This is a genomic window from Streptomyces sp. NBC_00344, assembly GCF_036088315.1.
Classification (GTDB): Bacteria; Actinomycetota; Actinomycetes; order Streptomycetales; family Streptomycetaceae; genus Streptomyces.
This window is the reverse complement of the sequence record NZ_CP107996.1, coordinates 2,025,770-2,038,882: the sequence shown is the minus strand read 5'-3', so window position 1 is coordinate 2,038,882 and position 13,113 is coordinate 2,025,770. Positions and strand designations below refer to the sequence as shown.

The following is a 13,113-nucleotide window of genomic DNA, read 5'->3' as shown; positions in this document are numbered from 1 at the left end:
GGTGACGAGCGGCGTACCGCTCAGTACATTCAAGTAAACCCTCGTTCACTCTCTTCCAAGGGGCCGAGCCTCATGTCTGGAACGAACAGCAACACCTCCGTGATCGTCGCGGGTGCAAGGACCCCCATGGGCCGGCTTCTCGGCTCGCTGAAGTCCTTCTCCGGCGCCGACCTCGGCGCATTCGCCATCAAGGCTGCCCTGGAGCGCGCCGGCATCGGCGGCGACCAGGTGCAGTACGTGATCATGGGCCAGGTGCTCCAGGCCGGGGCGGGGCAGATCCCGGCACGCCAGGCCGCCGTCAAGGCGGGCATCCCCATGAACGTTCCCGCTCTGACCATCAACAAGGTCTGTCTCTCCGGGCTCGACGCCATCGCGCTCGCCGACCAGCTGATCCGCGCCGGTGAGTTCGACATCGTCGTGGCGGGCGGCCAGGAGTCGATGACCAACGCGCCGCACCTGCTGCCGAAGTCCCGTGAGGGCTACAAGTACGGTGCGATCGAGCTGCTCGACTCGATGGCCCACGACGGTCTGACCGACTCCTTCGAGTCCATCCCGATGGGTGAGTCCACGGAGAAGCACAACACCCGTCTGGGCATCGACCGCGCTCCCCAGGACGAGTTCGCCGCCGCCTCGCACCAGCGGGCCGCCGCCGCGCAGAAGAACGGCCTCTTCGAGGCCGAGATCACGCCGGTCGAGATTCCCCAGCGCAAGGGCGACCCGGTTCTGTTCTCCCAGGACGAGGGGATCAGGGCCGAGACCACCGCGGAGTCGCTCGGCAAGCTGCGTCCTGCCTTCGCCAAGGGCGGCACCATCACCGCGGGCACCTCCTCGCAGATCTCCGACGGTGCGGCGGCGGTCGTGGTGATGAGCAGGGCCAAGGCCGAGGAGCTGGGCCTGGACTGGATCGCGGAGATCGGCGCGCACGGCAATGTGGCGGGCCCCGACAACTCGCTGCAGTCCCAGCCCTCCAACGCCATTCAGCACGCGCTGGGCAAGGAGGGCATCGGCGTGGAGGACCTCGACCTCATCGAGATCAACGAGGCCTTCGCCGCGGTCGCCGTACAGTCAATGAAGGACCTCGGGGTTTCGCCGGAAAAGGTGAACGTCAACGGTGGCGCCATCGCCCTGGGCCACCCCATCGGGATGTCCGGTGCCCGGGTCGTCCTGCACCTCGCGCTGGAGCTCAAGCGGCGCGGCGGCGGCGTCGGTGCGGCCGCGCTGTGCGGCGGCGGAGGCCAGGGTGACGCGCTGATCGTGCGCGTTCCCGGCAACTGATGTACGTACCTACTGCACGCACTGACTGATCGGAGCTGTGAACGTGGACGTGGACGTCCCCACCCTGGTCGAGCAGGCCCGCGAGGGCAGGCCGCGGGCCGTGGCCCGGCTGATCTCGCTCGTGGAGGGGGCGTCCCCGCAGCTGCGCGAGGTGATGGCGCGGCTCGCTCCGCTCTCCGGCGGTGCGTATGTCGTCGGCCTCACCGGTTCGCCAGGTGTCGGCAAATCGACCTCCACCTCCGCGCTGGTCTCCGCGTACCGGCGGGCAGGCAAGCGGGTCGGCGTGCTCGCGGTCGACCCCTCGTCCCCCTTCTCCGGGGGAGCGCTGCTCGGTGACCGGGTGCGGATGTCCGAGCACGCGTCGGACCCCGGTGTCTACATCCGCTCGATGGCCACCCGTGGTCATCTCGGCGGACTGGCCTGGGCGGCACCCCAGGCGATCCGGGTACTGGATGCGGCGGGGTGCGACGTCGTGCTGGTGGAGACGGTCGGCGTCGGCCAGTCCGAGGTGGAGATCGCTTCACAGGCCGACACCTCGGTGGTCCTGCTCGCACCCGGTATGGGCGACGGAATCCAGGCCGCCAAGGCCGGGATCCTGGAGATCGGCGACGTCTATGTCGTCAACAAGGCTGACCGGGACGGCGCGGACGCGACGGCCAGGGAGCTCAATCACATGCTGGGCCTCGGTGAGTCCCGCGACGCCGGTGACTGGCGCCCGCCGATCGTCAAGACGGTCGCCGCCCGCGGTGAGGGCATCGACGAGGTCGTCGAGGCACTGGAGAAGCACCGGGCGTGGATGGAGGAGCGGGGCGTCCTTTCGGAACGCCGTCGTGCGCGTGCGGCGCACGAGGTCGAGACGATCGCCGTCACGGCACTCCGTGAGCGGATCGGTGATCTGCGGGGCGACCGGCGGCTCGGGGCCCTGGCGGAACGGATCGTTGCGGGTGAACTCGATCCGTACGCGGCGGCGGACGCGCTGGTGGAAGGTGTGACGGCCGGCGGATGACCGGGCGGGGCGGGCCCGGCGGTCCGCCGGGCTTCCCCCGTCCCGCGGTCCGCCGATTGAGGATCGCCCCATCGGTCCACCGCTTCGTCCTGGGCAACCCGCCCCTGCGGGCGGTGCCGGGACCGGCTAGTTCTTGCGACGCCCCCGCAGCTGCTCTGCGATCGGGGTCAGTGACTCGCGTACACCGGCCAGCGCACCGGGCGACAGCATGTCGATGAAGTGTGTGCGCACGGACGCCACATGGTGCGGGGCGACCTTGTGCATGGTCTCCCCGCCGAGCTCGGTGAGTACGGCGAAGAGTCCGCGCCGGTCGGACTCGCAGTTCTCCCTGCGGACGAGGCCCGCCTTCTCCATCCGGGTGATCTGGTGGGAAAGCCGGCTCTTGGACTGGAGGGTGGCGGCCGCGAGGTCGCTCATCCGCATCCGCTTCTCGTCCGCTTCCGAGAGATTGACCAGGATCTCGTAGTCGTTCATGGTCAGCCCGAACGGCTGCAGGTCCCTCTCCATCTGGTAGGTGAGTAGCCGGTTGACATCCAGGTAAGTGCGCCAGGCGCACTGCTCGGCGTCGCTCAGCCAGGGGGTGGCCGTCTCGGTCTCCATATGAGGATTCTACCTAAGAAGTTGAATATTGGACAAATTCGTGGAGCGTGAGCCACGGCACACGGCCGTGGCTCAGGTGTTCGACGTTACACTCCGCAGGCTATCGCTCACAGCCCGAAGCGACGCTGGAGATCCCCCAGCTGGCCGGTAAGCCTCGGTGCGCCGCCGGATTGGCCGGAACCGGGCCCTTGACCTCCGGGAACGCCGGGTTCACCGGGTACCGCGCCCGTCGGCTGCTCGGGCATCAGCACTTCGGTCGACTGCAGCAGCACCGTCCCGGCTCCGACGAACTCGAACTGGTGCTCCTCGCCCGATGTGCCGCCCAGACCGGTGAGCGAGCGGATACCGCCCAGCACCCCCGTCATATAGGCGTGGTCGTAGTGGTGGCAGGGCGAGGGGCAGTCCGCCCACCCCACCAGCGCCTGTGGATCGACCCGGATCGGCGGCTCCATGAAGACGACCGGGCCGTTGGAGGCTGCCACGAACTTCCCGGTGCCGATCAGTGTGAGGAAGCCGGGCACGATCGACTGCTTCAGGGCCAGCGACGGCTCGAAGGCCAGCAGATTCCCCGAGCGGATCGTGAGGTTCCCGTCCTCCAGGTCGTACGAGTTCACGTCGAAGGCACGGTCGGCGAGCAGCATCTTGCCGGAACCCTCCGCGACCACCCAGTCCTGGGCGTGCAGCGGCGAGTGGAAACTGCTGCGCAGCAGATGGTCGAAGCGGCCGCGGCCGAAGCCGTTGTACTCGATCCGCCCGTAGTAGGCGATCATCTTTCCCTTCTGCAGGAACCACTGACCGCTTTTGAGTTCCACGCAGAAGGTGTACTTGTTGACGTTGTCGTTGGCCGGCAGCGTCATCGGGTCGAAGACCACAGGTCCGGTCACAGTTTCTCCTCCGAAGCCTGTACGTACACGGCGCCGCTGCCCGAGAGTTCCAGCTGGAACGCCTCGCCCGAGCCCCGTCCCACCATGTCCCGCCAGCCGAGCGCCGTGGACAGCTTGTTGCGTACGTCACCGTGGTGGGCGACATAGGCCTGCGGGTCGACATGTACCGGCCGCTGCGGTGTGATCGGCAGCTCGATCACCCCTCCGTGCGCCATCACCGCCACCGAGCCGTGTCCCTTGAGCGTCGTGGTGAACAGCCCCTGGCCGGTCACCTGTCCGCGCACCATGCCCATGACGCCGCCCTGCGAGCCCATGAACATGGTGCCCTGCTGCAGCGTCCCGTCGAATGCCAGCAGCCGGTCCGCCTCCACGAAAAGGGTGTCCCCGGCCAGCGAGATCACCTGGATGTGGTGGCCGCCGTGCCCGAACATCACGGTGCCGCTGCCCTCGACCGTCATCAGCGGGGTGGCCTCATTGGCCACCCGCCGTCCGATCATGGACATCACGCCGCCCTGACCGCCCTGGATGTTCGGTGTGAAGGTGACCTCGCCCCGGTAGGCGAGCATGGCCCCGCGCTGGCTGAACATCTTCTGCCCCGGCGACACCACCGCCTCGACCATCTTCGAGTTGATCTCGTTGAACGGCATCAGATGTCGCCCCCCATGGTCGTGCGCTCGCTGGGCTGGACGTAGACGAGTCCTTCACCCTCGAAGCGGATCTGGAAGGACTCCCCGGAGCCCTCACCCATGAACGTCCGGAAGCTGACGCCGCTCTGGAAGTGCTGCTGAAGACTGCCGGTGTGCGCGATGTACGCGCCGGGGTCGACCTGCAGCGGGTACTGGGCGCTGACCCGCAGTACCACCGCGGGGCCGTCCGACATGATCGCCGCCTGCCCGGTGCCCTCGACGGTGGTGGTGAACAGGCCGTTGCCCTGGGCGGCGCCGCGCAGACCGGTGAAGGTCGTGCCGGTGCGGAGCCCCGCGTCGGTGCAGAGCAGATTGCTCGCCTCGACGTGGAGCTTCTCGCCGTTCAGGGTGACGAGATTGATCTCGGTCGCCCGGTCGGCGAAGTAGCAGGTGCCCTGGCCCCGCACCTCCATCATCGTCATCTGCTCGCCGGTGAGGCGCCGGGTCACCATGCCGCGGAGCCCCTCGCCTCCGCCGGACATCTTCTTGAACGCCATCTGGCCGTCGTAGGCGACCATCGAGCCGTTCTTCGCTTTGACTGCGTCGCCTGTCATGTCGACGGCGAGGACCTTGCTGCCTTGGAGTCGGAACTGAGCCACGGGATTGAAGGTAACGGGCCGGAAGGGGTACGAACAGTGTCCTTGGGTGCCGTATCCACCCTGAAGGAGCCCTGAGGGGGGCGGCTGACACAATGGCCGGAGCTTGTGCGTTCTTTCACAAGATCACGCACGGGCAGAAACCCACCCCGTCGCCCGCTGCCGAAGGTTTCCTCCGTGGACATCAAGACCGCATCCGCAATCCGCCGCCTCCGTCTGATCTCCGCCCCCGAGGCGGTCTCCTTCCTGCTGCTGCTCGTCTGCTCGGTACTCAAGCGGACGACGGAATTCAACGCGGTGCCGGTCATGGGCATGGTGCACGGAGTGCTCTTCGTGCTCTACGTGCTCTTCTGGGCCGACGCCTGGAACCGCACCAAGTGGCCGCTGAAGAAGGGCGTCCTCTACTTCGTGCTCTCGGTGCTGCCCACCGGTGGCTTCTTCGCCGAGCGCAAGCTGCGCCGTGAGGCCGAGGACGCGATCATCGCCTCCAGGGCCCGGCGCGAAGGTGTGGTCGCTTCGTGATCGTCGCCTTCTCGATCACTCCGCTGGGTGTCGGCGAGGAAGTGGGGGAGTACGTCGCCGACGCGGTCCGCGTCGTACGTGAGTCGGGTCTCGCGAACCGTACGGACGCCATGTTCACCTCGGTCGAAGGTGAATGGGACGAGGTCATGGACGTGGTCAGGCGCGCCGTCGCCGTCGTCGAGGAGCGCGCTCCCCGGGTCTCGCTGGTGCTGAAGGCGGACATCAGGCCGGGAGTGACGGACGGGCTGACCTCCAAGGTCGAGACCGTCGAGGGCTACCTCTCCGGGTGATTCCCGCTCCGTCCGTGCCCTCGTGCGCCGTGATGTCGCGGTACCGAGGGGCGAGACAGGGCTGACCGTCATATGACCGGCCGGTAGGGTCGATGCCGTGCCGAAGCCGCTCAGCCTTGCCTTCGATCCCATCGCCCGCGCCGACGAACTCTGGCAGCAGCGCTGGGGGCCCGTGCCATCGATGGCCGCGATCACCTCCATCATGCGAGCCCACCAGATCCTGCTCGCCGATGTGGACGCGGTCGTCAAGCCGTACGGGCTGACGTTCGCCCGGTACGAGGCGCTGGTGCTGCTCACCTTCTCCAAGGCGGGTGAGCTGCCGATGTCCAAGATCGGCGAGCGGCTGATGGTGCATCCCACGTCGGTGACGAACACCGTTGACCGGCTGGTGAGATCCGGTCTGGTCGACAAGCGCCCCAATCCGAACGACGGCCGAGGCACCCTGGCGTCCATCACCGACAAGGGCCGAGAGGTCGTCGAGTCCGCCACCGAGGACCTGATGGAGATGGACTTCGGGTTGCGCGCCTACGACGCGGAGGAGTGCGGCGAGATCTTCGCGATGCTCAGGCCCCTGCGAGTGGCCGCGGAGGACTTCGAGGAGCGGTAGCGGCCGCGCGGGGCCGCGGGCCCGCGCCTCGGGACGATGCCGGCCCGCACCTGTGTGCGGAGTCGGCCGACGGCTCCGCACGGCACCGACCCGCCCGAAGATCGACCGATGCGTCCGGTTACGCTCGACCGCATGAAACGAAGCGTGCTGACCCGCTATCGCGTGATGGCCTATGTCACCGGTGTGCTGCTGGTCCTGCTGACCCTCGGCGTCATCGCCAAGTACCTCCTCGACATCGACGGGGCGAGCGGTTTCGTCAGCGTCGTCGGCATCGCGCACGGCTGGTTGTACGTCGTATACCTGATCTTCGCCTTCGATCTCGGCTCCAAGGCCAAATGGCCGGTCGCCAAGCAGCTCTGGGTGCTGCTGGCCGGGACCATTCCGACGGCTGCCTTCTTCGTCGAGCGCAAGGTCTCCCGGGAACTCGAGCCCCTGGTCGCCGACGCGGCCCTCAGGCCGCGGCCTGAGGGCCGGCCCGTACAAAAGGCCTGATCACCACCGCCCGTGCCCCGCGCGGGCGGTCCCCCTTCGACATTTACTAGGACGTCCTAGTATCTTCGGTGTCATGGACGCTCACGCCATCGAAGAGGGCCGCCGCCGCTGGCAGGCCAGGTACGACAAGGCCCGTAAGCGGGACGCCGACTTCTCCACGCTCTCCGGCGACCCGGTGGACCCGGTGTACGGGCCCCGTCCGGGCGACACCTACGAGGGGTTCGAGCGGATCGGCTGGCCGGGTGAGTACCCGTACACCCGGGGTCTGCATCCCACCGGCTACCGGGGCCGCACCTGGACGATCCGGCAGTTCGCCGGTTTCGGCAACGCCCAGCAGACCAATGAGCGGTACAAGATGATCCTGGCCAACGGAGGCGGCGGTCTCTCGGTCGCGTTCGACATGCCGACACTGATGGGCCGTGACTCCGACGAGCCGAAGTCGCTCGGCGAGGTCGGACACTGCGGGGTCGCCATCGACTCGGCCGCCGACATGGAGGTCCTCTTCCAGGACATCCCGCTCGGCGACGTCACCACATCGATGACGATCAGCGGTCCGGCCGTCCCGGTGTTCTGCATGTACCTGGTGGCCGCCGAGCGCCAGGGTGTCGATCCCGCCGTCCTGAACGGCACCCTCCAGACGGACATCTTCAAGGAGTACATCGCCCAGAAGGAGTGGCTCTTCCAGCCGGAGCCGCATCTGCGTCTCATCGGTGACCTGATGGAGCACTGCGCGACGTCCATCCCCGCCTACAAGCCGCTCTCGGTCTCCGGCTACCACATCCGCGAGGCGGGCTCGACGGCGGCGCAGGAGCTGGCGTACACCCTCGCCGACGGCTTCGGCTACGTGGAGCTCGGCCTCTCGCGCGGCATGGACGTGGACGTCTTCGCGCCGGGACTGAGCTTCTTCTTCGACGCCCATGTCGACTTCTTCGAGGAGATCGCCAAGTTCCGTGCCGCACGCCGGATCTGGGCCCGCTGGATGAAGGACGTCTACGGCGCACGGAGCGACAAGGCTCAGTGGCTCCGCTTCCACACCCAGACGGCCGGCGTTTCGCTGACCGCCCAGCAGCCCTACAACAACGTGGTCCGCACTGCGGTCGAGGCCCTGGCCGCGGTTCTCGGCGGCACCAACTCCCTGCACACGAACGCCCTGGACGAGACCCTCGCGCTGCCCAGCGAGCAGGCGGCCGAGATCGCCCTGCGGACGCAGCAGGTGCTGATGGAGGAGACCGGCGTCGCCAACGTGGCGGACCCGCTGGGCGGCTCCTGGTACATCGAGCAGCTCACCGACCGTATCGAGGCCGACGCCGAGAAGATCTTCGACCAGATCAAGGAGAGGGGCCTGCGGGCACATCCCGACGGTGTGCACCCGATCGGTCCCATCACCTCGGGCATCCTGCGCGGCATCGAGGACGGCTGGTTCACCGGTGAGATCGCCGAGTCGGCCTTCCAGTACCAGCGTTCGGTGGAGAAGGGCGACAAGCGCGTCGTAGGAGTCAACTGCCATCACGGCTCGGTCACCGGCGATCTGGAGATCCTCCGGGTCAGCCACGAGGTGGAGCGCGAGCAGGTCAAGGAGCTCACGGGCCGCAAGTCGGCGCGGGACGACGCCCGCGTACGGTCCGCGCTCGACGCGATGCTGGCGGCGGCCAGGGACGGATCCAACATGATCGAGCCGATGCTCACCGCGGTGCGGGCCGAGGCGACGCTCGGAGAGATCTGCGGGGTACTGCGGGACGAGTGGGGCGTGTACACGGAGCCGCCCGGGTTCTGACGGGCCGACCGCGCCACCGGGTGGTGAGCCGGGGTTGCTCCCCGCTCACCACCCCGTGATCGCCACCAGTTCCCGTGCGATGTCCGCCACCGTCCCCCCGTCCGTCCCCACCCGTACGGCCCCCGGCGGGGCCTTCGCATCCAGCCGTGCCCGCGGTTGCCGCGCTCCGCGCGACATGCGTTGAGCGACGAGCCCGTCTCGCGCCGCTCCAGTCGCTCCCGGGCGGTCGCGTCGTCCGCGGTGAGCAGCACCCGCACGAGGCGCAGCTGCCCGCCATCTCCCACCGCCCGCCGGAACATCCCGATCTCCTCCCCGCGGAGCAGTCCGGAGACCTCCCAGCCGGCGGCAGTGGACTTGCCGGCGCCCGAGCGTCCGCCGGTCAGCAGTACCTCACGTCCGGTCATGTGACAGAACTGTGGCGGTTCCAGGACCGCCCGGCATCCGGTGTACGACCAGAATCGCCGGATGGATATGAACACGTTCAACGACTGGATACGGGACTTCGAGGCTGAACGGGAGCGCAGAGGTGCGGACGGTGATCCGGACTGGGCGCCGGGCGCGCGGCTGCCGGCCGCCGTATGGCGCAGTGTGCAGCGTTTCCAGGTCGGTGAGGACGGCGACGGTGCCAACCTCATCGGCAAGGCGGACGAGGCGGCCGACACCGCATACGCGGCCGCGGCGCGGCTGTTCGTCGCCGAGGAGCAGAACCACGCACGTCTGCTGGGGCTGTTGCTGGACGCCGGAGGAGTGCCCCTGCTCGGATCGCACTGGAGTGACGTCGTCTTCGTCCGGCTGCGGAGGCTGTTCGGGCTCCGCATCGAACTGCTCGTCCTGCTGATCGCGGAGGTCATCGCCCTCCGCTACTACCGGGCGCTGCGCGACGGCACCACCGATCCGCTGGTGACCGAGGTCGCCGCCCGGATACTCGCCGACGAGGAGCGCCATGTCCCGTTCCACTGCGCCCGGTTGCGGCAGGAGTCGCTCGGGGTGCTGCCGCTGGCCGGGTGGCGGATGCTGCTCTGCGCGGTGACGGTCTTCGTCGCCCTGGACCACGGCCCGGCGCTGCGCCGTCTCGGTGTGCGCAGGACGGCGTTCGTCGCCGATGTGCTGCGCACGCCGGCCGGTGCGGCGTGGTCGACGGCCGGCCGCGGCGGATTCACCCGGCGCCCGGCGGCGAGGCGCCGGCGTTCAGCCCCATACACAGAAGCAAAGTGAAGTCGCGTGCCCAGTCGCCGTCGACCGGTTCGCCACTGATCAGCGCACGGTGGACGACCGCTCCCGCGACCACGTCGAAGATCAGGTCGGTCTGCCGGTCGGAGGCCTCGGGGTCGTTCTCGTAGGGGAGTTCGCCGCGGGCCTGTGCCCGTTCGCGGCCGATCGTCACCAGTCGCTTCTGCCGCTCCACGATCGCCGAGCGGATCCGGCCGCGCAGCCCCTCGTCGGTGGTGGACTCCGCCACCACCGCCATCAGTGCGGTCTTGGTCTCCGGCTGCGCGAGGAGGGCCGCGAACTGCAGCACCACACCCTCGATATCGGCCGTCAGGCTGCCCCGGTCGGGCAGTTCGAGCTCGTCGAAGAGGACCGCGACGGCGTCCACCACGAGCTCGTTCTTGTTCGCCCAGCGCCGGTAGAGGGTGGTCTTCGCCACCCCGGCGCGGGTGGCCACATCCCCCATGGTCAGCCTGGACCAGCCCAGCTCCACCAGCGCGGCCCGCGTCGCCTCGAGGATCGCCGTGTCGGCTTCCGCGCTGCGCGGGCGACCCGTCCGGGTGTGTTTGCTGAAGGACATGACCGCGACCATACCGGTGAGTAAGTCCGGCGCAGTGAGTCAGATCACGGAAATCAGTAACGGGAATCCCGCCCACCGTTCCCGGTCCACCAGTTACGCTACGACTCGTAGCGTAAAGAGCGACGACCACGCATTGACCACGCGACAAAGCCACTGGCGCCAGGGTGGGGACCCAGCGCCGATCCGCGGCCCTTCACCGGGGCCGACGGACCGTGTCTGTCCGTACGCCCCGCAATCCGGCGGGGGGTGTGCGGGCGGGCCGGTCCGCAACACGGCGTATTACGCCGACAGCTTTTCTGAACGAGCGGCGGAGGGGGGAGGATGTACGTATGCAGCCTAGGAACATGTCCATGAGCGGCGTCGTCGACCTCGCCGCAGTGAAGGCCGCCGGCGATGCCCGGCAGAAGGCGGAGCAGGCGCGCGCCGAGGCCGTCAGGCAGGGTGACAGCGGCGCCGTATCGCCCGCCTCCCTGGTGATCGATGCCGACGAGGCCGGCTTCGAGCGCGATGTCATCCAGCGCTCCGCCGAGGTACCTGTCGTCATCGACTTCTGGGCGGAGTGGTGCGAGCCGTGCAAGCAGCTCAGCCCGCTGCTCGAACGCCTCGCCGTCGAGTACAACGGCCGCTTTGTTCTCGCCAAGGTCGATGTCGACGCCAACCAGATGCTGATGCAGCAGTTCGGGATCCAGGGGATCCCCGCGGTCTTCGCCGTTGTCGCGGGGCAGGCGCTGCCGCTCTTCCAGGGCGCGGCGCCCGAGGACCAGATCAGGCAGACGCTTGACCAGCTGATCCAGGTCGGCGAGGAGCGCTTCGGCCTCACCGGGATCGCGGTCGACGCGGAGGCCGCACCCGGCGCCGGCGACGAGGAAGCCGCCGCCGAGGTGCCGGCCGGCCCCTACGACGCACTTCTCGAAGCGGCCGTGGAGGCGCTGGACGCCAATGATTTCGGTGGCGCGATCCAGGCCTACAAGAACGTCCTTTCGGACGATCCGGGCAATGAGGAGGCCAAGCTGGGGCTCGCCCAGGCCGAGTTGCTCGCCAGGGTCCAGAAGCTGGACCCGCAGCAGGTGCGCAAGGACGCGGCCGACAGCCCCGCCGATGTCCCGGCGCAGCTCGCCGCCGCCGATCTCGATCTGGTCGGCGGTCATGTCGAGGACGCCTTCGGGCGGCTCGTGACGACGGTGCAGCGCACAGCGGGTGACGACCGTGAGGCCGCGCGGGTGCATCTGCTGGGTCTCTTCGAGGTGATCGGATCCGACGATCCGAGGGTCACCTCCGCACGCTCCGCACTTGCGCGAGTCCTGTTCTGAACAGTCACTAAACGCGCGCTGCTGACGAGTTGTCGCTGACGATTTGGCGACACAGAGACAACAGACGGCCCTACTTTGCCAAAACTTGGCAATTCGGCCGTCTGTTACTCGCAGTAAACGGAGCGAGGGATTCTGCCCGATTGTGGGCGCCTATCACCCGATGTAGCGACGACGTCGGCCCCACCCTGTGTGCCCGGCCGATATCCGCCGGTCGCGGTTCGGTTATACGGCCGTTACTAGCCGGTAATGAACCCCTTGTGTCACGGCTCCGAATGGACCACGATCAGCCAGGCTCGGTCCAACAACGCACCGGCGCGACATCCGGTCGTGTCCGTGGCCGCTTGGGTCCCCACCGAGCCGGTCGGAGGCAGTAATGCCGACTGGGGACAGGGGGGTTCCTGCTACCCGGCGGGGCCTGTCCAGCGGTTACGCGAAGGCGTGGCCAGTGGTTGTCGCTCGGGGGTGATCGCCGGTGCATCGGACGCGCTTCGCGTTTCCGGTACAGGCGCTCTCCTTCCCGAGGACGTAGCACTTCTCCCATCCCAGGACGGGCTCGACCCGATCCGGAGATGTACGTCCGAGAAGGAGGAAATTAGTGAGTTCCCAGATACGTGGCGGGACCAGATGGAAGCGGTTCGCGCTGGTCATGGTGCCGACCGTGGTCGCCACCGCGGCGGTGGGCGTTGGCCTGGCGCAGGGTGCGCTCGCGGCATCGTTCAGCGTTTCCGGCCAGAGCTTCAAGGTGAGTGCCGACAAGCTGGTCGGTGAGGACTTCGTCCAGTACGGCAGCGTTGCCACTGGCAAGGACCTCAACGGCAAGGACGCCGCTCACGCGGTGGCCGTGTCCGGCTTCAGCAGCGCGACCATCAACAACATGTGCCAGTCGGTGGTCACTCCTGACCTGCCGTTCGGCCTTGGCAACGTCACGCTGCAGCTGCACGCCGGTACGGACGCGAAGAAGCCGGTCGAGGCGACCAACCTCTACCTCGATGTCGAGAGCCTCGACGCCGACGCGTCGTTCAAGAACATCGACATCGGTGTGGCGGCCGGCGACGCCGGTATCCAGAAGGGTACCGAGAAGAAGGTCAACCCCAACGGCTTCGCGCAGCGAGCCGAAGAGGCGACCCTCACCCACGTCAAGCAGACGGCGTGGGCAACCACAGCGGGCACCTTCAAGCTCAGCAACCTGAGCCTGAGGCTGAAGTCCGGCACGCAGGAGTGCTACTAAGCACGCCGGGGCAGCCGGGGGGCGCGTCACGGGCTCCCCGGCTGCCCGAACCTC

At 68.2% G+C, this 13,113-nt stretch carries 15 protein-coding genes; 10 read left to right on the top strand and 5 right to left on the bottom strand.

Annotation, left to right across the window (positions count from 1 at the left end; translation table 11 throughout):
- The first annotated feature begins 72 nt into the window (after positions 1 to 72).
- Positions 73 to 1,275: an acetyl-CoA C-acetyltransferase gene (locus tag OHS16_RS09000; RefSeq protein ID WP_328536646.1), complete on the top strand. Its 1,203-nt coding sequence runs from the start codon at positions 73 to 75 to the stop codon at positions 1,273 to 1,275.
- Positions 1,276 to 1,312: 37 nt separating this feature from the next.
- Positions 1,313 to 2,281: a methylmalonyl Co-A mutase-associated GTPase MeaB gene (gene meaB, locus OHS16_RS08995; protein WP_328536645.1), complete on the top strand. Its 969-nt coding sequence runs from the start codon at positions 1,313 to 1,315 to the stop codon at positions 2,279 to 2,281.
- A gap of 126 nt (positions 2,282 to 2,407) precedes the next feature.
- Here the strand turns inward: meaB and OHS16_RS08990 are convergent, their stop codons facing one another.
- From OHS16_RS08990 to OHS16_RS08975, 4 genes are all read right to left on the bottom strand, one after another.
- Positions 2,408 to 2,881 carry a MarR family winged helix-turn-helix transcriptional regulator gene (locus tag OHS16_RS08990; protein WP_328536644.1) on the bottom strand — a complete coding sequence of 158 codons (474 nt, stop codon included), beginning with the start codon at positions 2,879 to 2,881 and terminating at the stop codon, positions 2,408 to 2,410.
- Positions 2,882 to 2,988: 107 nt separating this feature from the next.
- The gene (locus OHS16_RS08985; protein WP_328536643.1) at positions 2,989 to 3,765 is read right to left on the bottom strand and encodes an AIM24 family protein; all 777 of its coding nucleotides are present in this window, start codon (positions 3,763 to 3,765) and stop codon (positions 2,989 to 2,991) included.
- Positions 3,762 to 4,412, bottom strand: a complete 651-nt coding sequence (locus OHS16_RS08980) for an AIM24 family protein (protein WP_328536642.1) — start codon at positions 4,410 to 4,412, stop codon at positions 3,762 to 3,764. Before OHS16_RS08980 ends, OHS16_RS08985 begins: the two co-directional genes overlap by 4 nt.
- Complete coding sequence (locus tag OHS16_RS08975; protein ID WP_328536641.1) at positions 4,412 to 5,050, bottom strand: AIM24 family protein; 639 nt, start codon at positions 5,048 to 5,050, stop codon at positions 4,412 to 4,414. The genes OHS16_RS08980 and OHS16_RS08975 overlap by 1 nt, the downstream gene beginning before the upstream one ends.
- Before the next feature lie 174 nt (positions 5,051 to 5,224).
- Here OHS16_RS08975 and OHS16_RS08970 point away from each other — a divergent pair, with 174 nt between their 5' ends.
- From OHS16_RS08970 to OHS16_RS08940, 6 genes are all read left to right on the top strand, one after another.
- Positions 5,225 to 5,569, top strand: a complete 345-nt coding sequence (locus OHS16_RS08970) for a DUF3817 domain-containing protein (protein ID WP_328536640.1) — start codon at positions 5,225 to 5,227, stop codon at positions 5,567 to 5,569.
- Entirely contained in the window at positions 5,566 to 5,859 is a 294-nt protein-coding gene (locus tag OHS16_RS08965; protein WP_328536639.1) for an MTH1187 family thiamine-binding protein, read from the top strand. The genes OHS16_RS08970 and OHS16_RS08965 overlap by 4 nt, the downstream gene beginning before the upstream one ends.
- A gap of 97 nt (positions 5,860 to 5,956) precedes the next feature.
- Positions 5,957 to 6,466, top strand: coding sequence for a MarR family winged helix-turn-helix transcriptional regulator (locus OHS16_RS08960; RefSeq protein ID WP_328536638.1), 510 nt, complete (start codon positions 5,957 to 5,959; stop codon positions 6,464 to 6,466).
- Positions 6,467 to 6,598: 132 nt separating this feature from the next.
- Positions 6,599 to 6,958, top strand: a complete 360-nt coding sequence (locus tag OHS16_RS08955; RefSeq protein ID WP_328536637.1) for a DUF3817 domain-containing protein — start codon at positions 6,599 to 6,601, stop codon at positions 6,956 to 6,958.
- A 73-nt stretch (positions 6,959 to 7,031) separates the two neighbouring features.
- On the top strand, positions 7,032 to 8,732 hold the full coding sequence (locus OHS16_RS08950; RefSeq protein ID WP_328536636.1) for an acyl-CoA mutase large subunit family protein: 1,701 nt from the start codon (positions 7,032 to 7,034) through the stop codon (positions 8,730 to 8,732).
- 465 nt (positions 8,733 to 9,197) lie between these two features.
- A complete protein-coding gene (locus OHS16_RS08940) occupies positions 9,198 to 9,947 on the top strand; it encodes a ferritin-like domain-containing protein (protein WP_328536635.1) in 750 nt (249 codons plus the stop codon).
- Here OHS16_RS08940 and OHS16_RS08935 read toward each other — a convergent pair.
- A complete protein-coding gene (locus OHS16_RS08935) occupies positions 9,889 to 10,521 on the bottom strand; it encodes a TetR/AcrR family transcriptional regulator (RefSeq protein ID WP_328536634.1) in 633 nt (210 codons plus the stop codon). The genes OHS16_RS08940 and OHS16_RS08935 overlap by 59 nt on opposite strands.
- Before the next feature lie 329 nt (positions 10,522 to 10,850).
- On the opposite strand from OHS16_RS08935, the gene OHS16_RS08930 reads away from it, so the two are divergent.
- On the top strand, positions 10,851 to 11,831 hold the full coding sequence (locus OHS16_RS08930; protein WP_328536633.1) for a tetratricopeptide repeat protein: 981 nt from the start codon (positions 10,851 to 10,853) through the stop codon (positions 11,829 to 11,831).
- 595 nt (positions 11,832 to 12,426) lie between these two features.
- Complete coding sequence (locus OHS16_RS08925; RefSeq protein WP_328536632.1) at positions 12,427 to 13,059, top strand: DUF6230 family protein; 633 nt, start codon at positions 12,427 to 12,429, stop codon at positions 13,057 to 13,059.
- The last annotated feature ends 54 nt before the right edge of the window (positions 13,060 to 13,113 follow it).

Bases quoted from the DNA above. Each gene is read 5' to 3' on its own strand.
- OHS16_RS09000 (WP_328536646.1), top strand. From the start codon at position 73: ATGTCTGGAACGAACAGCAACACCTCCGTGATCGTCGCGGGTGCAAGG.
- OHS16_RS08990 (WP_328536644.1), bottom strand. From the start codon at position 2,881: ATGGAGACCGAGACGGCCACCCCCTGGCTGAGCGACGCCGAGCAGTGC.
- OHS16_RS08980 (WP_328536642.1), bottom strand. From the start codon at position 4,412: ATGCCGTTCAACGAGATCAACTCGAAGATGGTCGAGGCGGTGGTGTCG.
- OHS16_RS08955 (WP_328536637.1), top strand. From the start codon at position 6,599: ATGAAACGAAGCGTGCTGACCCGCTATCGCGTGATGGCCTATGTCACC.
- OHS16_RS08950 (WP_328536636.1), top strand. From the start codon at position 7,032: ATGGACGCTCACGCCATCGAAGAGGGCCGCCGCCGCTGGCAGGCCAGG.
- OHS16_RS08940 (WP_328536635.1), top strand. From the start codon at position 9,198: ATGGATATGAACACGTTCAACGACTGGATACGGGACTTCGAGGCTGAA.
- OHS16_RS08935 (WP_328536634.1), bottom strand. From the start codon at position 10,521: ATGTCCTTCAGCAAACACACCCGGACGGGTCGCCCGCGCAGCGCGGAA.
- OHS16_RS08930 (WP_328536633.1), top strand. From the start codon at position 10,851: ATGCAGCCTAGGAACATGTCCATGAGCGGCGTCGTCGACCTCGCCGCA.